16 protein-coding genes are annotated in these 24,922 nt (G+C 37.0%); all 16 read left to right on the plus strand.

Features of this window, described 5'->3' with window-relative positions; genetic code table 11:
• Window positions 1-44: 44 nt before the first annotated feature.
• On the plus strand, window positions 45-1,397 hold the full coding sequence (gene tssK / locus A9G36_RS09365; RefSeq protein ID WP_034943669.1) for a type VI secretion system baseplate subunit TssK: 1,353 nt from the start codon (window positions 45-47) through the stop codon (window positions 1,395-1,397).
• A 9-nt stretch (window positions 1,398-1,406) separates the two neighbouring features.
• Entirely contained in the window at window positions 1,407-2,072 is a 666-nt protein-coding gene (gene tssL, locus A9G36_RS09370) for a type VI secretion system protein TssL, short form (RefSeq protein ID WP_051825031.1), read from the plus strand.
• A 9-nt stretch (window positions 2,073-2,081) separates the two neighbouring features.
• Complete coding sequence (locus A9G36_RS09375; RefSeq protein ID WP_065569381.1) at window positions 2,082-3,833, plus strand: OmpA family protein; 1,752 nt, start codon at window positions 2,082-2,084, stop codon at window positions 3,831-3,833.
• Between the two features lie 34 nt (window positions 3,834-3,867).
• Window positions 3,868-4,356, plus strand: coding sequence for an Hcp family type VI secretion system effector (locus A9G36_RS09380; RefSeq protein WP_065569380.1), 489 nt, complete (start codon window positions 3,868-3,870; stop codon window positions 4,354-4,356).
• A gap of 90 nt (window positions 4,357-4,446) precedes the next feature.
• Window positions 4,447-7,290: a type VI secretion system ATPase TssH gene (tssH, locus tag A9G36_RS09385; RefSeq protein WP_065569379.1), complete on the plus strand. Its 2,844-nt coding sequence runs from the start codon at window positions 4,447-4,449 to the stop codon at window positions 7,288-7,290.
• Window positions 7,291-7,306: 16 nt separating this feature from the next.
• Complete coding sequence (locus A9G36_RS09390; protein ID WP_065569378.1) at window positions 7,307-7,573, plus strand: PAAR domain-containing protein; 267 nt, start codon at window positions 7,307-7,309, stop codon at window positions 7,571-7,573.
• 4 nt (window positions 7,574-7,577) lie between these two features.
• Window positions 7,578-8,699, plus strand: coding sequence for a hypothetical protein (locus A9G36_RS09395; RefSeq protein ID WP_034943660.1), 1,122 nt, complete (start codon window positions 7,578-7,580; stop codon window positions 8,697-8,699).
• A gap of 18 nt (window positions 8,700-8,717) precedes the next feature.
• Window positions 8,718-12,056 carry an ImcF-related family protein gene (locus A9G36_RS09400; protein WP_065585657.1) on the plus strand — a complete coding sequence of 1,113 codons (3,339 nt, stop codon included), beginning with the start codon at window positions 8,718-8,720 and terminating at the stop codon, window positions 12,054-12,056.
• Between the two features lie 33 nt (window positions 12,057-12,089).
• Complete coding sequence (gene tssA / locus A9G36_RS09405; protein ID WP_065569376.1) at window positions 12,090-13,703, plus strand: type VI secretion system protein TssA; 1,614 nt, start codon at window positions 12,090-12,092, stop codon at window positions 13,701-13,703.
• 49 nt (window positions 13,704-13,752) lie between these two features.
• Window positions 13,753-15,516, plus strand: a complete 1,764-nt coding sequence (gene tssF, locus A9G36_RS09410) for a type VI secretion system baseplate subunit TssF (protein WP_065569375.1) — start codon at window positions 13,753-13,755, stop codon at window positions 15,514-15,516.
• On the plus strand, window positions 15,480-16,529 hold the full coding sequence (gene tssG / locus A9G36_RS09415) for a type VI secretion system baseplate subunit TssG (protein ID WP_065569374.1): 1,050 nt from the start codon (window positions 15,480-15,482) through the stop codon (window positions 16,527-16,529). The genes tssF and tssG overlap by 37 nt, the downstream gene beginning before the upstream one ends.
• Before the next feature lie 17 nt (window positions 16,530-16,546).
• A complete protein-coding gene (tssJ, locus tag A9G36_RS09420; protein ID WP_051825029.1) occupies window positions 16,547-17,062 on the plus strand; it encodes a type VI secretion system lipoprotein TssJ in 516 nt (171 codons plus the stop codon).
• Between the two features lie 2 nt (window positions 17,063-17,064).
• The gene (tssE, locus tag A9G36_RS09425) at window positions 17,065-17,490 is read left to right on the plus strand and encodes a type VI secretion system baseplate subunit TssE (protein ID WP_034943643.1); all 426 of its coding nucleotides are present in this window, start codon (window positions 17,065-17,067) and stop codon (window positions 17,488-17,490) included.
• A gap of 103 nt (window positions 17,491-17,593) precedes the next feature.
• A complete protein-coding gene (locus tag A9G36_RS09430) occupies window positions 17,594-20,059 on the plus strand; it encodes a type VI secretion system Vgr family protein (protein ID WP_051825027.1) in 2,466 nt (821 codons plus the stop codon).
• Window positions 20,056-20,958, plus strand: a complete 903-nt coding sequence (locus A9G36_RS09435) for a hypothetical protein (protein WP_034943641.1) — start codon at window positions 20,056-20,058, stop codon at window positions 20,956-20,958. Before A9G36_RS09430 ends, A9G36_RS09435 begins: the two co-directional genes overlap by 4 nt.
• Before the next feature lie 23 nt (window positions 20,959-20,981).
• A partial coding sequence (locus A9G36_RS09440; protein WP_141670645.1) for a toxin VasX occupies window positions 20,982-24,922 on the plus strand: 3,941 nt, incomplete at its 3' end.

Genomic DNA, 24,922 nt, shown 5'->3' on the forward strand with positions numbered 1-24,922 from the left:
GTCTGATTTGATTAATATCTAATAACTAGGAGTATTTAGGATACATGAAAATTTTTCGTCCTTTGTGGAATGAAGGCGTCTTTTTGACGCCTCAGCAGTTTCAACAGCAAGGCTTGTGGCAACAATTTACTTCACAAAAGTTAGCAGCTATGTCGGTTGCTAACCCATGGGGAATTGAGCATTTAACCATTGATACAAATGCGTTGACAGTTGATCGGTTACAAGCTGAGTCAATAAGTGTTCGATTTCCTGATGGAGTAGTAGTTAATACTGATATCGCTGATAAATTACCTGAAGCTAGAGTATTAAATACTGATATTCCTATTGAGCTTGAGGAAGTAACTGTATTAATTGCTATTCCATTATTGCAATCCAATGGCGGTAACTGTCTGCAAGATAACCAGCGACTTGAACGTCCATTACGTTATCGACAAGAATGGGTAGAAGTACCTGATTTACTGGGGCAAAATGTTGAAACGATTGCAGTTGAACGTTATGCATTGAAATTCTTATTTGACTTTGAAAATCACAATGATTATTTAACGTGTCCTATAGCTCGTTTAAAACGTGATCTTAACGGTAAATTTGTCCTTGATCTTGATTATCTTCACCCAATGGTAAACCTTTACACACAAAGTGGAACACTTATAAAAGAATTAGAACTTTTATGTGTACAAGTGCAAGCAAAACGCCTACATCTAACAGGAATGCGACATGAGCGTAATCAACAAATAGCTGAATTTGCGACTGCTGATGTTTCGTTATTTTGGCTCTTAAATGCATTAAACACATTTGAGCCTCAACTTAAATTCTTACGTGATAATCCATCCTTACATCCAGAAAGACTTTATCAAGTATTAACTTCATTTACAGGGGCACTATTAACATTTTCGTTATTAAATAGTGTTGATGGTATTCCGACTTATAAACATGACAAGCTTAATGAAGTTTTTCCACCACTATTTGGATTAATTCGCAATTTGCTTGAAGAAAGTTTACCATCAAGAGTAATTAAGATTGAACTAGTTCATGACAAAGATACACTATGGACAGGACGATTAAATGATTCACGCATCGTCGAAGATGCAGATTTCTATCTTTCTGTTCGATCAAGCATGCCAGGACATCAGTTACAATCTCGATTCCCAATCTTGTGTAAAGCCGGTGCACCAGATGATGTAAAACAAATCATCCACTCAGCACTATCTGGAATTCCAATTAAAGCCTTAAGCCATGTACCCGCAGCAATACCTGTGCGTCTAGATAATCAATATTTTGCATTGGATTTGACCCATAGTGCGGCAAAAAATATGTTAGAAACAAGGTGTTGTGAATTTTATGTACCTCGAGCAATGCAAGATATTTCATTGGAGCTATTCGCAGTTTTGCGAACATAGGATTAAATTATGAGTATAGAACCAAAACCAATTGTTATTGATGAATTATTACGCGATTCAATCTTAGTGGTTGTCCAACTTAAAGCAAAAGCGGATATTCCTTCAGGACACAAATTATACGAGCTTTGTAAACAGCAAGTTACAAGCGTACGTGAAAAATTATATAACGCACAATACAGCCAAGATGTAATTGACGATATCAGTTATGCATTATGTGCTTTATTAGATGAGACTGTATTACTTTGTCATCGAGACAATCCGAAAAACCAAGACTATGATGAATGGTTGGGTTCTCCGCTGCAAGTGATTTTTTTCAACACACATAATGCAGGTTATGATCTGTTTGAAAAAATCCGAGCTCGTTTAAAGGCGGATAAAAAAGAAGGTCTTGTATTAGCTTGTTTTGACAGAGTTCTTGGACTTGGTTTTCAGGGATGCTATCTTGATAAACCTCAAATGGAACGAGAACACCTAATCATAGCACTACGTGAAGCTTTACGAGAGTACGAGCCAGAACAATCTTACCCAATTATTGAACAAACAAAAATTTACCGATATAAGGGAAGAAAAACAGTGTTATTAACATGCACTGTATTGTCAGTTATTTCGGTTCTTGCCCTTTATTTTGTATTTAATAATCAGCTAGATAATTTAGTTAAACAATTAGTTGGTTAAAGGTGCATTATGAGCGATTATCCTAAGCGCATTCAGGTTATCTATGCTGTTATATTAAGCCTATTGCTATTGTTTGTTTTTTTACCAGTAGCAATTGGCTGGAAAATTATAGGTACTGGCTTAATTTTTGCTATTGCTGGTGGAATTCTTTGGCAGATGCAACGCTACAGAAAAGTACTTGCCTCATCAACAGCCAATATTCAGTTTTTAACTCAGAAGCTTGACTTATTACCAGCAAGGCAGCGTTACCGTTTACCAATTTTATTGGTTTCAGGCAGTGCGGCAAAAGATTTTTTCCCGGAAGATTTATCCTTAGCTGAATCTAATGTAGTTATTTCTTCAGAAGCCGTTTGGATTTATGTTGACGAGTTTTCGCATTTACCTATAGTTTATGACTCATTAATTGCCAAATGGCCAGACATGTTAGGACGAGTAGGGCTATTTCTTGCAATTACGCCAGAAGTGGAAGATAAACATGGGTTTTTCATAGCTAAATTACAGGCATTCCGCCAATCATGGGTCGATACCTGTAGAATTGCAAAATATCAATTACCGGTATATGTATCAACGCATATCGGGCTTAACGATTTAATCTACGATGAATATAACCCATTACCAGTTTATTGGTTTCGATCTTTAAATCAAAAGTTATATCTACTTGATCAGTATTTATCGCCGATAGATAATTGGGTCAATGATATTAAAATCCCAACTGATGAACGTGAACGCCGATTAAGAATTCGCCCATTTTTAAACGAAACTGAAACTTGGCTAGAAAGCACAGTATTAGCTACTTTAGTAAATGACAAACAACCGATTGCTAAATGCATACCATCGGGAGTAGCAATTTATCCTACTAATAAATCGACAGTAAAAAATAATGTCATGCAAAAATTGTGGGAAAGTGTGACTACATTATCGCTTCCTAATACTCATAGCATACAAGACAACGTAAGTCCTCCGGATGCATTAGTGAAATTCATGCCTATTGCTTACCCATTTTCACCAATTAGCTCGATGATTTGTGGTTTAGTGATTATCACATCTCTATTTATTATGGGGTGCTTAGGGGCATCATTTTGGAATAATGCAAAACTTATTGAACGAATAAAAAATGATATTCATCATTATCGCTTGATTCCAATGGATAATTATGATGCAAAACGTCAGGCGCTTGAGGCCTTACAAGAAGATAAATCAATGCTAAATGAATATTATACAAAGGGTGAACCAGTTCGCTTAGGTTTGGGGCTTTATAAAGGTTTGCGATTAACTGAACCGCTCAATGTGACCATGAGCGACTATGTTGCAAAACCAAAAGAAATTGTCATTGTTGAACCTAAAATTGTGACAGTAGATCCACTTCCACCAATTCGTTTAGATAGTATGGCCTTGTTTGAAAGTGGGCAATCGAGCTTAAAATCTGGTTCAGAAAAATTCTTAATCAATGCATTAATTGAAATAAAAAAACAGATGAATGCTAATCCGGAAACGGGTTGGTTAATCATAATTACAGGACATACCGACTCAATTGGAGATGATGCCAAAAATAGTCAACTATCATTTAATCGAGCGATGTCGGTGCGTGACTGGATATTAAAAACCAGTGATATTCCTGATACCTGTTTCGCTATACAAGGGTATGGCGCAAAAAAACCTTTGGTAAGTAACGATACTCCAGAGAATCGTGCAAAAAACCGAAGGGTGGAAATAAACTTAGTTCCTCAAACATCAAATTGTATATTGGTGAAAGAGAACTAATTTTTGAAACAAAAACAACAAAAGGAGATAAACAATGGCTGTTCCAGCTTATATGTTTTTAAAAGATGATGGCGGTGCTGAAATTAAAGGTTCTGTAACCGTTGTAGGTCGTGAAGGTAGTGTAGAAGTGGTTGAGTTTGATCACAAAGTATACATCCCAACAGATGGTAATACAGGTAAATTAACAGGTACTCGTGTTCATAAAGCACTTGAATTTGTTAAAGAAGTTGATGCTTCATCACCATACCTTTACAAAGCTGTTACTACTGGTCAAAACTTAAAAACAGTTGAGATCAAATGGTACAAAATTAACGATGCAGGTCAAGAAGTTGAATATTTCAATACTTTAATGGATGGCGTAAAAGTTGTTTCTGTTAAACCTGAAATGCACAACATCAAAGATCCAACGAAAGAACAATACAATCACTTAGAGCGTGTTGAACTTCGTTATGAAAAAATTACTTGGACTTACAAAGATGGCAACATCATCCACTCAGATAGCTGGGTAGAAAGCCGAGGTTAATTTTTAATTAACGCGCTGATCCAATTAGTATTAATTGGATCAGCATTTTTAAACTAACAAATAATGGAATTAAAGAAAGGAATAGTAGTAATGATTGCTGATCCCTCTGTTTTATTAAGACGACTAAATTCGTATTGTGCTAAATCACTCGAAGCTGCGGCTGGTTTATGCCAAACACGAGCACATACAGAAATTACACTTGAACATTGGTTATTAAAATTATTAGAACAGGGTTCAGGTGATATTACAATTATTGCAAGGCATTATCAATTTGATATGGATAAAGTCTGGACAGGATTACTAAATTATCTAGACGCATTGCCTCATACCATTAATACAAAACCAAGTTTATCGCCATCGTTGATTGCTATAATACAATCAGCATGGTTAAAAGCATCGCTAGAAGATCATGAAGAAGCGATTCGTTCAGTCCATATATTACAAGCATTGCAAGAAATGCCACATTGCTTAAAAGCACAAGATGCTTGGCAATTATTAAGTTTATCGCCTGTATCATTGAAAAAAATGCGTTCCAAATTAGATGAACTGTCAGATGAAAACCCAATTAATCAATCTAATTATTATTCAGAAGCTAACATTGATACAGCAGATAATTTGAATATTGAATCAACAACGGAAGGCAGTTCAGCAAATAATGCACAAAAATTATCAACGTCTGATTCTAAAAATGACACAGATAAACAAGCTACGTTGCAAAAACATCTTCAGGCAGCACTTGAACGCTTTACTGAAAATGTAACAGAAAAAGCTAAAGCAGGTAGAATCGATCCTGTTTTTGGTCGTGATAATGAAATCAGACAAATGGTAGATATTTTATCTCGACGCCGAAAAAATAACCCAATACTAGTTGGAGAACCGGGTGTTGGTAAAACAGCCTTAGTTGAAGGTTTAGCACTTCGTATTGCTGAAGGTAACATACCTAAAAATCTTGCAAATGTTAGTATATTATCGCTTGATCTTGGTCTATTACAAGCTGGTGCGGGTGTTAAAGGTGAATTTGAGCAAAGATTAAAAAATGTTATTGATGCTGTTCAACAATCACCAACACCAATACTATTATTTATTGACGAAGCACATACCATTATTGGTGCAGGCAATTCTGCTGGTGGTGCTGATGCTGCAAATTTATTAAAACCAGCATTGGCTAGAGGTGAGTTACGGACTATAGCTGCGACCACATGGTCAGAATATAAACAATATTTTGAAAAAGATGCCGCATTGGAGCGTCGTTTCCAAATAGTCAAAGTTGATGAACCTGATGACGAAAAAGCCTGCCTTATGTTGCGTGGATTAAAATCGCGTTATGCTAAACATCATGGCGTACATATCTCAGATGAAGCAGTCAAAACTGCCGTTTCATTATCAAGGCGTTACATTAGTGGCCGTCAACTGCCGGATAAAGCGGTAGATCTACTGGATACAGCATCGGCACGTGTAAGAATGGGGCTTGATACTATTCCTGAATCAATAGTCCAACTTGAAGCAAAAATAGATTCTCTTGGGATAGAACAAGAAGCCATAGAAGCTGATTTAGCATTAGGTGAAAATTTATCTAGTGAGCGTATAACTGAAATTGAATTACAGCTCAATGAATTGCACAAAAAATTAGCTACTCAACAAGCTCAATTTGAAAAAGAGAAGGAGTTAGTTGAAGAATTAATTGAATTGCGTAAAGAAATCACTACTGATACAGATACAAAAATTCTTAAGAAACTTTCTGAAAAGCAACAACAATTAAATGAATTACAAGGTAATAATCCATTACTTTCACTTGATGTTGATAGCCGTACTGTTTCTTCAGTTATTTCAGATTGGACAGGCGTACCTTTGGAAAGCTTATTAAAAGATGAGCAAAGCCATTTATTAGCACTTGAAGATGATTTACGTCAACGGGTTGTTGGGCAAGATACTGCGCTATTTGAAATTGCTAAGCGTATTCGTGCAGCAAAAACAGGGCTTACTTCTGAAGATGCCCCAATGGGTGTATTTTTATTAGTTGGTCCATCGGGTGTGGGTAAAACAGAAACTGCGTTAGCGCTTGCTGACACACTATTTGGTGGTGAGCAATCATTAGTGACAATTAATATGTCAGAATATCAAGAGGCGCATACGGTATCGCAACTTAAAGGTTCTCCTCCTGGATATGTGGGATATGGACAAGGTGGGATACTAACTGAAGCTGTCCGTAAAAGACCATACAGTGTTGTACTATTAGATGAAGTCGAAAAAGCACATCGTGATGTACTAAACTTATTCTATCAAGTGTTTGATCGTGGATTTATGCGAGATGGTGAAGGTCGAGAAATCGATTTCCGCAATACATTAATATTAATGACATCTAACCTAGGAAGTGATGAGCTTATGGCACTTTTTGAAGAAATGCCAGATGCAGACACTGCAACACAACAAGAATTATTACGACCTATTATTCGTGAACACTTCCAACCGGCGTTACTTGCTCGTTTCCAAACGGTCATTTACACCCCGTTAGGTCAAGATGCGCTACGTCGAATAGTCGAAATGAAATTAAACAAAGTTGCGAGCCGATTACAAAAACACTACAAAGTCGTGTTTAAAGTTGGCGAAAAACTTTACGATACGTTGGTTTCAGCATGCTTATTACCAGACACAGGTGCTCGCAATATTGACAGTATTTTAAATCAGCAAATTTTACCTGTGGTATCAAATTTACTTTTACAAAGAAGCAACATTGCTAATAGCAAAGTTCAAACTTTACTACTTGATTTTAACGAATCTGAAGGAATTGTATTGGAATGGGTAACAGATAATGGTAAAGCGAAAACTAAAGCGACAAAGGCTAAAACAGCTAAAATAAAACCAGCAGATGATACTCAAAACAGTAAACAAAAGACTTCTAAAAAAACAAAAGAAGATTTGAAAATTAAGGAATAAATAAAGGAAATAAAAAATGGGTAAGAATATAGTGCGATTAGGAGATCCAACAACACACGGTGGATCGGTAATTTCGGCTTCATCAGCTATGATTATAGAAGGTAAGCCTGCTGCTTTAATTGGTGATCTGGTTAGTTGCCCTATAAAATATCATGGTGTAAATCCAATTGTGGAATCATCTGAAAAAAGCTTTTCAGATGGAAAAGGGATAGCGATGGATCAGTGCGAGTGTGCGTGTGGCTGTAAAGTTATAGCCACAATTACTACTGCGGAGATTGAATAATATTATGTCTTGGCCTAAACCTAATATTACCAATATTGTAAGACCTCCAGTGCAATTAAATCGCGGAAGATGGGGGCTTTTTATCACTGCTTTAGCTATTATCTCAAGCTTTATTCTTGCAAAAGCTTGGCCAAATGATAGTTACGCCTCACAGTGGACATATTGGGTCGGTGTAGCATTTTTTCCGACATTAATAGGTGGTTCAGCTTTTAGTATTCGATTATACCTATATGGGCTTGCACAAGAAAAATATGATATTTGGCAAGATGAACAAAAAAAAGTTGAACAAAATTGGCAAAAGTGGGCAATGAAGTCATTATTGGTTCTTGACAGCGCTTATGTAATACCGGATGAAATAACTGCCAGTTCTATTTTAGAGAATGGCTCAAATTTGCATTCCAAAATTAATAAATCGCTAAAATTTAAAGACAAGTCTGAACTAACCTCGGCTTTTGATAATATATTTTGTTCAATGAGCGATGCTATATCGATCTTACCGAGTAAAGCAAATATCAATATTTCTCTCTATATGCCAATTGACTCATATGAAAATATTGATAGAGAAATAGCTCGAGCTTATCGTAACTCAGGGATTAAACATGATTATAATTTAAATTATATGATTGACACTGTGCCTAATATTGAAAAAATTGCCGAATGGATAGATTCACCACAGCCAATGATTGAGTTAATTATTATTAATAATACTCAATCTAGTGCCTCAGAGTTTTTAGCTGCCTTTTTATTGGTAAATAATGCCCAATATCAAGATTTAGAAATAAAGAAAGCTAAAGCTCAAATTTTAAGACCGATGATTGATGAAGAATTGCCAATTGCAATTAAGCAAATGGTTGAAATGCAACCTGCAATAAAACAAGTAAGTCATCTTTGGTTTGTTAATTTAGATAATAAACAAGAAACAGAAATCAACAAACAGCTAGTTAATCAAAGTGTAGAGCCTGAGCAATTATATGGACTAGAAAAGTTTGTAGGTAAACAAACAGAGTTATCTTATTGGCTAGCGTTAGCAATGAGTTCTGAAATGATAAATAAAACTAAACGGAATAATTTAATTGCTACTAGAAACCAAAATCAATGGTTATTTTCGGTAGTGACATTAGCGTAAACGGGAAAGGGTGTTGTAATGAGAAGTAAATGGAAGCAGTTTGGATTAATTTTCATTATCCTGATAGGAGCCGCATCATTAGCCATGGGTATATACCTTTTTGGCGACGAGTTAGGTTATAAGACATTAGGAAGAAAATTTGAGATATGGCTATATGGCATGTTATTTATAGTGGGTCTGATTATAGCTCCTTCCCTTATTTTAAGAAGTCGTATAGGCTGGGTAAGAGATAGAGTTAAACGTGAATCACTTAATCCTAAAGAAACAACTACTAGCCATAAAAAAATAAAAACATTTAATGAATTTTCAGAAATTCAAAAAGAATGTAAATACCGACGCGGTTTATTTTGGCGTTATAAAATTCGCAAATGCCTTGTATTAGGTACATCAACTGATGTTCAATCAGCATTTCCTCGTTTACAACAAGACAAATGGCAGCTAAACGATAAAACATTAATGATCTATGGCGGTGATGTTGAAGAACAACTTAATACATCATGGTCAATCGCATTAAGAAAACACTTCTCACGTTGGTTACCATTCTCTCGTAAACCGTTAGATGCAATCATATGGGTTGTAAATAAAGATTATCTTGTCAACTCTCGACAACAACAATTAATTATTGAGAAGGCAATATTACAATCCCAATCGCGAGATAAACTATTAAAATGGTCTGCACCTCTCTACTTAGTTGCTGCCCAAGAAAATACATGGTCACAAGCAGGGAGAACTGAACAAAGTGTTGGTCTTTTCTTCTCTAGTTTAACACCAGAATCAATGGAATCAGTGGTATTCTCACTCAATAAACTATCGGAAGAATGCAGTAAGCGTGGAGTACAGCAAATAAAAGAAAACGTTTTATATACATTCTTACTTAAATTAAGTCAAAAGCTAGTTAAAGGCGATATAGAAAATATTAGGCGTTACCTAAATGCATTGATCTCATTGCCATATTCTCCGCGTATTCGTGGACTATTTTTCATACCTCATCAAGAGTTACCAACCGATGAAGAAGAACAATTCTTTGATAACTACCTTACAATGACACCAACATGGGAGTCAATCAGTGATGATGCAACGCAGCTAACTGGTAAACGTATTGGTCTTCAATGGGGAATGGTTTCTGGGTGTGCTCTTATCGGAGCTATTTTGATGTTTGGCGCAGGCTTAATCACATCCTACGTTAAAAATGCATCATTAATTAATGAAAGTATTGAGTTGGCTACACAAGCTGATAATTCTGTTAAACAAGATTATACAGCAAGATTACAGATACAATATCAATTACAACAACGCATTGAACAGCTCCTGTATCGCAAACAACATGGCGTACCGTTATTTTATGGTTTTGGATTAAATCATAATGATCCACTGTTAAATAAATTATTGCTTAGCTATAGAACAACTAACTCACGCAATATTGCTACACCATTTCATAATTTATTGACAGATTATTTAACTTTATTAACTGAATTACCACCAGATAACCCTGAGCGAGCTAAACTTGTTGATTCTGCATATGATGTATTAAAAGCATATTTAATGATGAGCCAATCAGATAAAAGTGATGGCAAATATTTAAGCCAATTTGCTTCGCAAAGATGGCGAACACCTGAAGGTGTTAACGACGGTGATTGGCAGCGACTAATGCCTGATTTGGTTCGTTTTTGGGGACAAATGCTTAAAACGCATTCTGACTGGACGCTAAGCGAAGATAAACTATTGGTTAAAAATTCACGAAGAGTATTAATCAATAAAATAGGTGTTCAAAATGCGGTTAATAGACTGTACCAAGAAATAATTCAACGTGCTAGTCAACAGTATTCAAATCTAAGTTTATATGAATTACTGCCTGGGATAGACAGTCATATACTCTTCTTTAATGATGTTGAAGTGCCGGGTATCTACACTCGAAAAGCATGGGAAAACACCATAAAAGATGAAATTGAAGATGCGGCTAAAACACGTAGAGATCAAATTGACTGGGTATTAGGCGAAGGTGGTAAAAATAGCCTAACAAGAGCAATTTCGCCTGAAGTATTGAAAAAAGAACTTACTGAACGTTATTTTAATGAATTTGGTGCAGCTTGGTTATATTTTTTAAATACTATACAGTGGCAACAAACTGAAAATATTTCAGACTCTATTGAACAATTAACATTACTTGCTGATAGCCGGCATTCCCCACTCATCGCTTTGATTAATATTGTCAAATATGAATCAGAAACTGAGTTCTCAAAAGATGGCATATCTGATAATTTAATGCGTACTGCGCAAGAAATTATGGGTAAAAAATCATCAAGAAGCATGCTAAAAGAGAATGAAGGATCAGGACCTTTAACTGCTACATTTGCCCCTTTAATTAATTTACTTAAAAATGATAATAACAGTGGGCTTTCATTACAGAGTTATTTATCACGTGTTACACAAGTGCGCTTAAAATTACAAAATGTAACAAATAGCCCTGATCCTCAAGCCATGATGCAAGTGCTAGCTAAAAGTGTTTTTAAAGGCACGTCCGTTGACCTAACAGAAACACGAGATTACGGAAACTTAATTGCAGCTAACCTTGGAGATGAATGGGCTGGATTTGGTTATAGTTTGTTTAAACAACCACTTGAACAATCGTGGCAAGTTGTACTTTCTCCTGCAACAAACAGTTTCAATGAAGTTTGGCAAAATTACATTGTGAACCAATGGGAAAAATCCTTTGCAGGACGCTATCCATTCAAAAATAGTGAAAATGAAGCATCTTTAGCGGAGCTTGCTCGATTCCTACGTTCTGACACAGGAATTATTGATAACTTCATTATTAACGAACTAAGTGGTGTTCTAGAGAAAAAAGGTGGAAGATGGATTGTCAATGCTGTCAATGCCCAAGGTTTAAACTTCTCACCAGAGTTTCTTGAAACATTAAATTTATTTAATGATATTTCATCCGAATTGATTACATCGGGCGATATCGGATTATCATTTGATTTAATGCCACGAAGTGGGGACAAAATAGCTCGCACAGAATTAGTTATCAACAAACAAAAATTGGAATATTTTAACCAAGCACCAACATGGCAACGATTTAACTGGCCAGGCGATGGTTACTCACCGTATTCACAACTTAGCTGGAGCAGTGATGAAACTGGCTTACAACTTTATGAATACTTTAATGGAGATTGGGCTTGGGTACGACTTCTTGAAACAGCGTCAGTTAAACCATTAGACTCATCACGTTATGAGATAGTATGGAAGACACCTGATGACAATAAATTAAGATTCATTCTACGAACACAGTTAGGTGGTGGACCATTAACACTGTTGAAATTACGCAACTTTAATTTACCACAAACGGTATTTGAATAGAGATTAATAAAAATCAAATAATGGAAAATTGTTATGTTTAGCCAACTGTTAAGTCGTATCTTTGGCACGCAAGATACCAGTGAATCAGCAAAAGAACAGCTAAATCAAAAATGGACTGATTGGTTACAACCAATCAGTCCAGACAAACCTTCGGGTGAAGATTTAACTTATTATGATACTTTTCAAGAAATAAAAGATGAAATCAATAAGCTTTCAGGCATTGATTACCCAATGATTGTTACTGAAAGCGAAAACATGATAAAACAAAGTAGTAAAGACATCCGTGTTGCTACTTATTATTGTCTTGCTCGATTATACGTTGACGGTGCAGATGGCTATGCAGATGGGATAGAACTACTTGGTGGCTTACTTAACACATTTGGATCATCGATCTATCCCTCTCGACATAACATTCGTAAAAATGCGATCGAATGGTTAGCTAATGCTAGGTTTATCGACCAACTTACCTTAGTGCAGCCAATTTCTGAAGAAAATTTAAGTCGTATTATTATTGCATTAAATGAAATAGATCAAAGTTGTAAAAAATTATTTGTAGGTGAAACGCCAGAACAAACGGTTGAACCACCAGATTTATCAGCACTTTTTCATTTTTTTAATAACAACCTAAAGCAACAAGCTGCAAATACATCAACTGAAGAAGCAGCAAAACAGGCAACAACAGAAACGGCATCAGCTGTTGAATCGCCGATAAAAATTGCTGATGTAAAAATTAGCTCTCAACGTGATCTTCTTGATCAAGCTCGCAAAATGGCTGCTTTCCTGCGTGAAAAACCAGAAGGGTATTTACCAGCAGGGCGATTTTTACGAATACTTAGATGGGATACCATAATTGACTTACCGCCAGTTGATCAGAGAGGTAGAACACGCTTACCAGCACCAAGGGCTGAACTTAAACAAAATATTAATCGATTGATCCTACAACAACAATGGGCGGAATTATTTGAACGTGTTGAAGCTGCCTTTATGGAAGGGGCAAATCACTTCTGGTTAGATTTACAACGAGCAACGATCTTATCGCTTCAAAAATTGGGTGAGCCTCATCAATCTTGGGCAGATATTTTTTTGGCTGACATCGGATTAATGTTAGAACGACTCAATGGTATTGAGCGCCTTTGTTTTGATAATGGAATGCCATTTGCTGACGATGAAACCTTAAATTGGATAGCGACAAACGCGCGTATACACCATTTAGATGAAGATGACAGCATTGGTCCAGTTTCAATATCGGGCGAAAACGATTGGGTAGAAATTGAAAAACAAGCCCAAGAATTAGCGCGTAGCGAAAATTTAGAAAAATCATTTCAATGGTTACAAAACTTACCATCTGTACGCTCACCGAAGCAACGATATTTACTTCAATATACACAAGCTCGAATTGCTGAACAGCTTGGTAAACAAGATATTGCACTAAAATTACTAATTGGATTGAATAATCAACAAGAAACATTGACATTAATTCAATGGGAGCCCGAATTAATCTTTGATGTAAAACGTTTTCTACTGAGATTAATGAAACAAAAAAGCCAATTAAAAGACGGCATAAAAGTCAATCTGCCAGAACAAATAGATCTGTTACAACATGAATTAATGCAGCTTGATCCTGCTCGTGCATTAAATGCGATGTAACATTATTTATAACTAAAAGACAAAAATATAATCAGTTAAGAGAAAAACAATGGATGATTTAATTCTACGCTATTACGAATCAGAAATGCGTTATTTGCGAGAAGCTGGAAAAGAGTTCGCTAAAATACACCCAGACAGAGCAAGTTTATTAAACTTAGATCGTGTAGGTGATCGCGATCCTTACGTAGAACGATTATTTGAAGGTTTTGCTTTTTTAACCGGGCGGTTACGTCAGAAAATTGACGATGATATACCCGAACTAACTGAAAGTTTGGTGACATTACTTTGGCCACATTACCTGCGTTTAATTCCTTCCATGTCGATAGTTGAATTAACGCCTGATTATTCCATATTATCGCGCCAAGAAGTGATTCCAAAAGGATTACAAGTACAGACTGAGCCCTTAGGGCATGTTGGAACTAAATGCCCATTTAGAACAACACAATCAGTCACATTACAACCAATAAAAATAAATCGAGCAAAACTTGAATTAAGTCATGACGGCCGAAGTGTAATATCAATACGTTTAAGCTTTAGTGAGCTAGCTGACTTTGAACAGATCGACCTGTCTTGTTTACGGCTTTATCTCAATGCTGATGCTCCAATAGCTTCTACATTACATCATGCTTTAACTCAACAAGTAGCGGCTATGCATCTACGCTACTCAACTAATACCGAAGAAAAATTTAGCTTCGACGGTAAAATAACACCAGTAGGATTTGCTGATGAGGATCGCTTATGGTTAAAGCCAGATAATGCTTTCTCTGGCTATCAACTGCTATTAGAATATTTTGCATTTCGTGAAAAATTCATGTTTGTTGATCTGCATGGTTTAAACATAAAAAATGTACCAGAATCTTGTACCTATATTGACATTGAATTAACACTTAGTGAAACTTGGCCAAGCGATATGCCATTGGCTTATGACAATATCCGTTTACATTGTGTTCCAGTCATTAACCTATTTGATATGGAAGCCGATCCTATTGTAGTAAATCAATTAGAAAGCGAATACCTACTTCGCCCATTATTAAGACAAGACGGACATGTCGAAGTTTACTCAGTTGAACATGTAGAAGCTATTACAAAAGAAGGACGATATCGTTATGTTCCTTTTACTAGTTTTAAACATCGTGGTGGTATGTTACGACATGACTCACCAGAACGCTATTATCACACGCGCGTTCGTAAAGGCGCATCGGGGCTGCATGACACATGGCTAATTCTTGGTGGAAAAATCTGGGATAAAGATGAACACTTTGAAAATGAAACGTTATCTTTACGAGTAACAGGTACCAATGGCATGTTACCGCGAAAAGCGTTACGTAATGCTCGAATTCACGAACTTGCTGATTCTCATAGTAGCATTGCCAAAGTACGCAACTTATGTTCGCCGACAATGCCATGTTACCCACCAACAGAAGACCGTTTTTATTGGCGAGTACTATCACACCTAGCGCCGAACTACCTATCGCTAATGAATGCCGAAGTGTTACGTGGAACACTTGCTTTATACGACTGGACAGAAAATGAAATTAATCGCCGACGTTTAGAAGGAATTATTGAAGTCTCACATCGAATAATAAAACGAACAGAAAACGGCATGTTACAACGTGGAATTGAAATTGAAGTTACACTAAACAGTTATCAATTCACAGGTGAAAGTGACATGATGTTATTTGGCGAATTACTACAGCAATTTTTTGCCTTGTATGCCGATGTTAATCTATTTACACAACTGGTTATCATTAGTTTACCAACAGGAAAGAAAATAGTATGGAATCAGAGCAAAGTATCGAAAACAGCCCTTTAATGCAAATGATTGAAAAAGAACTGCCAAAAATAAACTTTTATCGTTTTTGTCAGTTACTTGAACAATTATATGCATCAGAACCTATATTGGGTAAAAACGAATCACCTGCTGCCGACCCATTGCGTTTTGCACCTTCGGTGGACATGTCTTTTCCAGCTAGTGAGCTCAAATATATTGAACGGACGCCTTATTTAAATCGTCCTGCGACAGTCAGAACCCGATTTCTTGGATTATATGGGGTTGATGCCGTATTACCGTTAAGATTACTTAACAACATTATACGCCGTGAAGATAATTACCAAGTGATGACAGATTTTTTGGATATGTTCAATCACCGGATCATCACGCAGTTTTATCGTATATGGTTAAAGTATCACTACCCTTCGAGTTTTACCAGCGGCGGGCGTGATCCTGTTTCCCAATGTTTATTGGGCTTAATAGGTTTAGGAATTAAAGGCACAGGTGACCAAATAGGCACTCCATTATCCCGTTTTTTGGCATTATTAGGATTAATGTCTCAAAAAACACGCACTGCTGAAGGGGTCGCTGGATTAATTCGGGTGATGGTGGATGACGCCAAAGTAGATGTCACTGAATTTTATCCAATTTGGCACACTATAGACACGCCGGTCAAATTAGGGGGAAAAGGGCAACAGCGAATGGGATTAAATGGTGCTAGAGCATTAGGATCGCGTTTTAAAGAATGCAACCAAACTATCCATATTGCTATCACTCCTCAATATGAAGAGCAGATAGCAGAGTTACTGCCGGATGGTCAATTATTTCAAGATATATTAGCTTTATTACGAGTTTATTTAGGCTATCAAGTTGATGCCAAACTAACACTTAAAATCAAGAAAAACTTTTTGCCAAGTAGCAGGCTAACCTCGAAGAATTGTCGATTAGGACTGACAGCCTCATTTAGCAAAGCAAACACCAATAATGAATCAATTCAAGAAACCGTTGCTATAAACATAGGGCAATATTCGGGGATTGATTACAATGCACATTAAAAAGAAAAGGAATCAAAATGAAATTAATCAAATTATTAATTGCGAGTTTATCAATTGTATGGTTAACAGGATGTGGTATTGCACAAAGCGTAACTGAATCAGCATCGGATCTTAGTGATTCAGTATTTAAATGGAATATAAGAACACTGCATTTAGACCTCATAGCCAGATCAGAATTAAACATGGGGGATGACGGAAGATCTTCACCAGTTGTAATACGCATTTACCAATTGAAAAATAATAACAAATTTAATTCTGCAACTTACCAAGACCTAGTTACTCAAGATAGTGATGTATTAGGCGATTCATTGTTAGAAAGTAAAGAAGTCGTATTAAAACCTGATACCGCAATTTCAATTGATACACCATTAAACAAAAAAGCGAATGCCGTTGGAGTTATTGCACTTTTTAAAGAGCCAAACCTAAAAAATAACACATGGCGATTAGTGTTAAAGCGTGGTGACCTAAACATTACTTCAGCACGTGAAATTTCGGCAAAACAATACTCAATAAAATTAGAGGAAGAAGAGTAAAAATGAGTGCTTCGTTATACGACATGCTATACGGTTACTTTGAATCAGGCATACCGATCGATGACGTAGCCGAAAATGAACAAACCATTATCAGTGTCATGGATAACATTGAACGAATTTTAAATAGTCGTGCAGGGGCAATTCACCACCTGCCAGACTATGGATTACCAGACATGTCCACCGTTTTTCAAGCGCTACCTTCATCGGCTTATGTCTTAATGAGAGCGATTGAACGGACACTGCTGATGTATGAGCCAAGATTAGCTTCAATTGATATCAACATAGATGAAAAAAGCAATGACGCAATGGTATTAGGTTATGAATTGGTCTGTTATTTTAAAGAAGGTGGACTTGTAAAATATGGGACATATTTCATGTCGGATGGCAAAGCACGGTTAAAATACAGCCGAAAAACAGCGCGTCACTAACGTGAAAAAATAAATTTAAGATGAACGTTATCTAAGTAAAACGAATACATTAGATATCGAATCAAGGTAGCAAGATGAAATAAGGAATGAAAAGGAGATAAAATTGAAAAAAGATTTAAGTAAAATTATGAACCAAGTAGGTAATAATTTAATCAATGGACAATCAGACACTGTTAGCCATAACCGATATACCTTAATGATTGATGGGATTACATCACCAATCTCTACTTTAAACGTTAGTGGTGAAGAAACGTTAAACCAATTGTGGCGTTACACCATTACCTTTACCAGTACCAATAAAGTTTTATCAACAGAGTCTTTTTTAAATAAAGACGCATCATTTTCGTTTAATCCAACAGGTAAAAATATATTAAGTTCAGCAATTCGTTCCTTAAGTGATTTGCGAATGGGTAGCGATTCACGCAAAATTTATGGCATCATCACTGAATTTAGTCAATTATCTGTAAATAAAGACGAGGCACATTACCAAGTCGTATTATCGCCACGAATAGCTAGACTAACGCTAAATCGTAAAAGCGCCATATTTCAAAACCAGAGTGTTATTGGCGTTGTTGAAGAGGTGTTAAGGAATTCTGGGCTTAGTGGAATAGATTACCGTTTAGAACTTAGGGAACAATACCCAATAAGAGAATTTATAACCCAATGGCAAGAAAGTGATCTTGAATTTATTCAAAGATTAATGGCTGATGTTGGCATTTGGTTTCGCTTTGAAAGCCATGCTGAGCATGATTGTGATGTTCTTGTCATCAGTGACTATGAACAGGGATTTGAGCAGGTTGCCAACATCGATTACAAATTGCCAAGTGGCACTCTTGACGGTGGAACTGAAAGTATTTGGGATATTAGCATGCACAGCCAAACCGTTGAATCAGCGGTTCAAGTACAAGATTATAACTATCGACAAGCAACGGCTAATTTACTCAGCACAGTAAATTCACAACCTGATGACAAAACCACTTATGGTACCAACTATCGTTACGCAGAACATTATAAAAGTTTAATTGGTAATAGTTCAAATCATCATAATAGCGGAAAAAATGGTGATGACGGCGATGATGAGAAAAGATCACAGCATGAATATCGCAGTAGCGATGCTCCGGAAGGTGGTAGCTGGTATGCCCGTATACGTCATGAGCGAGCAATCAGTAAGCAAATTATTATTAGTGGTAAAACCAACCGTTATAATCTAGCTCCTGGGCAACTGATTTGCATCAATGGCAACCCATTAGCCGGCATGAATGAAGGGATAATTATTTTAAGTGTAGCGGGAAAAGGCAGTCGCACCGATTCTTACGAACTGAGCTTTACCGCCATTCCTTTTAATGTATTAAAGCCGTACCGTCCAGAGCCTATAGCTTGGCCACAAGTCAGTGGAACATTACCAGCACGTGTAAGTAGCCCTGACAATGATACTTATGGCTATATCGATACCCAAGGACGATATCGTGTTAAATTTAATTTTGATTTAAAAAACTGGAAAAAAGGCAGTGAGAGTTTATGGATAAGACTTGCTAAACCTTATGCAGGTAGCACCTATGGTTTTCACTTTCCATTAATAGACGGCACAGAAGTAGCGATTGCTTTTACTGACGGCAATCCTGACAGACCTTATATTTCCCATGCCATGCACGACAGTGCCCACCCTGATCTTGTTACGGCAGCTAACAAACACCGCAATGTGATTCGCACCCCAGCGAATAATAAATTGCGCATGGATGACAAACGCGGTCAAGAGCACATCAAACTTGCCACTGAATACGGCAAAACCCAACTTAACATTGGGCATTTAGTGGATGAAAATAAAGAAAAACGGGGTGAGGGGATAGAGCTGCGTACTGATGAATGGGGAGCAATAAGAGCGGGCAAAGGTTTATACCTCACCAGTGAAGAGCAAACCCAAGCAGGTGGCATGCAATTACAAATGGACAATGCTGTTAAAGAGCTAACTCAGGCCTGCGAAATGGTCAAAAGACTAAATGCTCTTGCCGAAGCGGCAGAAGCCGAACTTGCCGACTTACAAACTCAAAAACAACTGCTTGAACAAAGTTTAGAAGAGTTAAAACAACCTGGCATACTCAGTTACGCAGCCGCGGGTATGGCCAATGTTACGCCAAGCTCAATACAACATACTGCGGGTGAAAACCTGATTCAGACAGCACAAAACAATGTTGATGTCAGTGCCTTCAAACGCTTCATGGTAACAGCTGGCGATATGATAAGTCTCTTTGCCAATAAAATGGGCATAAAAATCTTTGCTTCAAAAGGAAATGTAGACATACAAGCTCAAAATGACGAAATGCGATTAAGTTCAAGACAAGACATGAAAATCACCAGCACCGAAAGTGAAGTCATCATATCGGCGAATAAAAAACTCACCTTAGCTTGTGATGGCGTAGCTATTATCATTGAAAATGGAGGGGTAAAAATACTCGCACCGGGGGATGTCAATGTAAAAGCAGCAAGTTTGGGCGTACTTAGTGCATCAAATTACGACGCACCAAAAGTCGAATTGCCAGAAGGTAGTGATTGCTCGGAGGCAATGGAGTGATAACCTTACAAAACCAGTTAAATAGTGAAGAAAACAAAAAGCATTATCGCTACCTATTAATTGATATGCTAGGGACAACAAGTGAATTAAGCAAACTTTACGCACAACGATTAAAACAGCTTTTACCTAAAAAAGATATTGCGGTGGTTAAACGACCATCGTTATCGCATCAATTATTTACATGCCCTCATCTAGTCTGTATTGGTCAGCCTGATCAAAATGTCAATACAGAACTATTATTATCTTCTATTATTCAGGTTAATGAGGATTTTTTAGCAGCCAAACCTTATGTGTGTGGATGGCTTGTTGCACCACAAACTATTGATGAAATAGCTCAAAGAATAGTCAAAATAGGTTTAATGCTAGGGGAGCTTTGCAACATGTCATTTGCTCCTTTCTACGAACCATTTAGAATGCAGCTATTACAAGATAGTCATCCAACCACACCTGATTGGATAAATGTTTTTCTTCCGGATAATTTAACTTATTACTATATAGATATACAACAAAAATTAAGGACAATTAAACCGGCTAAAAACAAACAACTACTACCGTCGAGTTTGCCGCCCAAAATTACTTTTTGCCAAAAAGAATCCGTTAATTTGTTCAGGCTTTATGTCAATTGGTACGACATAAAAGAAGAAATAGACGATGAAGTTAGTGAAAAAGACTTAATGGCATTAGTGGAACATTACTATACCGCTGTCAATACATTTAGCCTAACAGACATAAAAGACAGAACGGTATATACCTACTACTCAATGCAGTATGGTGAATTGCTAAAAGATGAAGAAATTGTCACTGTTATTAATGATGTAGCAGTACATTCGCCAGGTACTTTGTCTGAACGATTTTTAGCCATACACACTCACTTTCAAATGTTATTAAATAAAAAATAAATAATGAACAATAAGGAAATAAAATGGATGCAAACAATACAAAGATTAACAATACTAACTCAGAATTTAACGACAACGATCTTCAAGCCAATAACGAGCCACCAGTTGTAACACCTGAGCTGATTAATGAAGCCAAGGAAAACATGGTATTGAACAATGGTAAATGTGGTGCATGCCAAAAAAAGGGCTTTCCTCTTTTTTTAGTTAGAAAAAGTGTGGTACCTAAAAACTTTAAAGGGATTGAATGGGACAAAGGCATGTTATCCCTAACAGACCGAGAGCCAGAAGAAGCGCTAACCCATTTTAAATATGCTTATCGAACCTTAAGAGAAGGTTATGTCTATCTATTATTACAAAAAAATAAATCGGTAAAAGAATGGCAAGGTACTAACCTAGACCTGTTAAAAGTGAGTGTATTTGAAGTGACCAATTCAGGTGCTTTTCGCTTAAGAGAGTTTAGAAACGTCAAAGGTTCACGCCCCAAAGCGCTACCAACATCGTGTATTGAAGAAGGGCATCAATTTAAAGCGAAATTTATCACAATAGACAATAAAATTTATGACAAAGCGTGGGTAGCCTACAGTTCTTACCGTTGGGATAAAAAAACGGTTGAATATTATCGTCAAAACGAAGACAAACGCAAACAGCGTTTTACTGAAATTGATTTAACCCAAACCAAACCAGAAGAGATGGCGGCATCTCAAAAACGCAGTTTTTCATTTAACGACTTTATGCATACAGGCACACAAGAACGTTACTTGCTTGAACTTGAATGCAGCGATAAAGAAGTACTTGACTATTTTGATAAAGAACAACAAACGGCATATCAAAAATCATTAAAAGCAAAAACAACGGCACTAAATACCTCAGCCAATAAAGAGATAGGCAAAGGGGTGTTTTATGCCCAAAAAGTGAATTTAGACGATTTAATTAACAACACCACTGAAGAAGTACTGCGTCATTTTAGCACCTTATTTTGCACGGCTAGCCATTTTAACTCATTAAGAAAAGCGGTCGGTGGCGTGCATAAAGAATTTGAACAAACCATAAACAGCTATCGAAGTGAAGCACGAGAGCATTCAAATTACAAAACCGATGAAATTGGGGTCATACTGGTGGAAGACAGCTTTGGACTAGCCGAAGAGCTTTCAGTCCAACGCAGACAGCTATTAGCGCCGATAGTCAATGGATTAGCGGGTCGCAGTCAAGAACAGGTGATTGCTTTACAAAAAAGATTAAGCGCAAATTTGGGTAAAACCACCGAGAAAATTATTCTTGAAGGTAAAGACGAAATAGGCAACGATATCGACCCTGATATCATCAAATCGTTTTATGCTGAAAATATTTTAGATCTCAGTTATAACCAGCAGTATAAAGAGATTAATAGCACCCCTAACTATTTACGATTTAGCACCCCGCCTCAGGGTTGGTTAGAGCATAAATCTGAGGGCAACGTACGTACAAAAGTAGCTGCAAATTTAGCCGGTCCACGAACCAAAGCAATTCAAAATTATTTTAGCAAGCAACAATCACAAGCAAACAATGATAGACCTTTTCTTTACTTTAAACCCGAAACAAGCTATGCCCGTAATCAATATAACAGCATAGAAAGTTATAAAGATATCTTAAAAATAAATCATCAACCCACCGAGGCATCGGAATGTATTTTATTTGCGTTTTATAAAGATTCAGTAAATAAAGATGAATTAACGCTCAGAAAAAGAAGGGCGGCAATAGATGAGCTAAAAAATCACTATAACCCAAACATGAGACCCAACACCGGTACACCAGACCAGATTTACCTTGATGAAATTACCGTGTTAGATGTTATTGGTGAGCGTGAATTTGCCGCAGAAAATGGCTTACCGTTAAATGGCGTAGCTTATGAAGCAGCCATGAGCTTAACAGCCAAGTATTTTTATTTTAGGTACCTAAGTAATAAAGGGGTTGGATATTCAACCAACAATCCGCCATTAGGCGATTATCAACGAGTTAAGATTAGCGCTGAGCAAAAACAGAAAATCTTAGCGCTTTATAAACAAAATAGCGATAGCCCTATCCATGGTGATGACTATGATGTTGTTGTTGTCAGGTACCCCAATGCTAAAAATATCCTTGCCGAATGGCGAAGGGATGAAGCTTGGAGTAAAAAAGAATCCAAACGGTTAAACGAAGCTTCTTATAGTCAATACCACGCATTAAATAAAACACTGTACCAAAATTTAGTTACCTATGTGGAAAAGGTCTCTAACGATTACTTCAATTATGTGTTATGGCTATTTGGTGAAAAAAACACCCTGCCATTTTGGTTAGACGAATGTGCCCCAGATACCTCAGACCGGCATCTAAATGCTTTATCAAGTTTACATATTATTTTAGATAATGATTTTATTGGCAGTCTTTATTTAGACAAACAAGCGGAGTTATGGACACTATTAATAAATAATGAAACGAGTATTTATCATCATTTCATTGAGGGCAAAGAAGGAAGCTATACCCTATTTAATGTTGCCTCTGGTAATGTGAGCGAAGCTGACAAACAACTAACGGCCGAAGTAAAAGCGATATTAGCAAAAAATGACACAAATAGTGAAGCACAAACAGCCGAGGTTGCCAACCCGCTATCGGGCATAAAAACGGTGTTAGATTTAGCCGACCCGATAATGAACTTAAAAATTAAAGAAAATGTCACCGTAGGGGCTTACTTAACTGAAGAGCTGGTTAAGCTCTCAATGACCAACATAGTCAAAACGTTATCCCACAATTCAACTTACAAGCTAAATACTGCCATTGCTGACAAGCACCTAATCCAAGCAATGAATATGTTTACCACCGCAACGCATAAACAATACACCGTAAAGGTACCGGTAAGTAATTTGCAGGCATTTTTAGACACCTTAGGCAATAGCGCCAAAGTGGTCTTCCCAACGGAGCGAGGCGGCAAACTTGTTACCTCAGCAGGGAAAAAAATTCAAGGTCGTTATTTTGCAACCCAAGAAAAATTTGTTTTAAAAAGTCTAGACATTAAAAAAGCACAAGGACAACACGTAGAGCTTAATTTACTCATGACCTTTGGTTGTGATGCACAGCGGCTCAACTTTGAAAGCACCATGACCACCAGTCAGGGCACAGCCAAAGTAGAAAAGTTTAAAGAAGCCCATGTAATTAGTTATGATGAATTGCAATCAGCTAAATTGAAAGCAGAAAGCCAGTGGCGAAGTACTGTATTAGACACCTCAGCGACGGGTATTGTTAATGTATTGACGTTAGCTTATCAGCATATTCAAATTAAGAATTTACAGGAAAAACTGAGCACACTAACCGATTCAGTCTTAATTGATAAAGTATCAAAAGCCTTATTTAGGACTTATTTAGATATAGCCCTAACGGCATCTGAAGCGGCAATCTCCGGCATCAAACTGGCGGCTCTTTTTGGTGAACGTAACGAAAGCTTATTAAAAGTACTCAATAAGCTAGGTAAAGCAGGGAACTTTGTTGGCGCAGCAGGTAAAGTATTGGCATTGGTGGATAGCTTAAATGATATCTGTCGTGCCAATAAAGCATTAGCCCGGGGTGATGTTGGCGCCGTTAGTTTTATGGTCAGTTCTTGTATTGGTTTTGCAATAGCCGGATTGGGGTTATCGTTTGCGTTGTCTGGACCATGGGGGCTGGTTTTAGTTTTAGCGCCATTTATTCTTAATTTTCTATTTGGCACTTACGACGACGGCAGCCAATGGGACGAAATGGACAAATGGATAAACCGCTCCATATTTGGCAACCTAGCTCGCAATGACTTATACCCACCTTACCCCATTAGTGATACGGGCAACTACCTATCCGAGCAAGATTTTTATTTGGCATCCCGAAAAGGACTTTGCCAAACCGCCCACCATGAAGTGAATGCAAGCGATTTGGGGAAAGAAGGTCAACAAAATCTAAAAAATAGTGCGCCCACTAAAGTCAC

The sequence above is a fragment of the Gilliamella sp. Choc6-1 genome, assembly GCF_001690385.1.
In the GTDB taxonomy this organism is placed as follows: domain Bacteria; phylum Pseudomonadota; class Gammaproteobacteria; order Enterobacterales; family Orbaceae; genus Gilliamella; species Gilliamella apicola_A.